At 74.0% G+C, this 908-nt stretch carries 1 protein-coding gene and 1 pseudogene; both read right to left on the reverse strand.

Features of this window, described 5'->3' with window-relative positions; all coding sequences use genetic code 11:
- A pseudogene (locus AC27KI_RS25970) lies at positions 1–281 on the reverse strand (efflux RND transporter periplasmic adaptor subunit); the annotation flags it as partial.
- A gap of 79 nt (positions 282–360) precedes the next feature.
- Positions 361–908, reverse strand: a 548-nt coding sequence (locus AC27KI_RS25975; protein ID WP_487116721.1) for a TolC family protein, incomplete at its 5' end; no start/stop codon positions are given.

The following is a 908-nucleotide window of genomic DNA, read 5'->3' on the forward strand; positions in this document are numbered from 1 at the left end:
TACACGCGCTGGGTGCGTTCCTCGTTCCACACCAGGCGTGCGGGCAGGTCCACGGCGATGTCCTTGCTGGCGCGCGCGGGGGCCACGGTCAGCAGCGCCAACTGCGGGTGGCCGGGCGGAAAGCGCAGCTGCCCTGATTGGGCGATGGGCGGTGCGGCTTCCGGCGCCGCGGCGGGTTCGGCGGCCTTGCTGCAGCCTTGCAGCAGCGCGCCGCCGCCCAGGGCGAGGACGAGCAGGCCGCAGGTGGTCAGGCGCGGAAGGGAGAGGGCAGGGTGCACCATGGTGGACTTCGCGATACGAGAGGTGGAAGGGGAACGGCGGGGCATGGATTGGCGTGGCTGGACTTGGGGCGGGGGGCGTTCAGGGCAGGCTGCCCAGCAGGGCTTGCGGCTGCGTGCGCAGCAGCCAGGCGCCCTGGGCCTTGGCATAGTCGGCACGGGCCGAGAGCGCCTCCAGCGCCGTGGCCCGCAGGGTGCGCTGGGCGTCCAGCAGGTCGGTCAGCGGCATGGCGCCCTTGCGGTACGCCAGCTCGGCGCTCTGCGCCACCTGGCGGGCGCGCGGCAGCACGCCTTCGTCGTAGCTGGCGGCGCGGCGCGCGGCGCTCAGCGCGGCCTGCTGCAGGTGCTGCAGGTCCAAAAGGGCCAGGCGGCGCGTGTTGTCCAGTGCGTCCTGCGCGCGGGTCAGCTCGGCCTGGGCGCGGCCGATCTCGCCCTGGAACTGGTAGCCCCATTGGAGCGGGATCTGCACGCGCACTTCCAGCAGGCGGTTGGAGGTGCCGGGGTAGTGGTCCACCGAGGCCCCCACCGTCCAGTCGGACTTGCGCAGAGCGCTGGCGTTGTCCAGCGCCGCCTGGGCGGACTGCACGCGGGCGATGGCGGCGCGCACGTCGGCGCGTGCCTCGGCCCAGG

Source organism: Acidovorax sp. KPB24-03, from assembly GCF_057546605.1.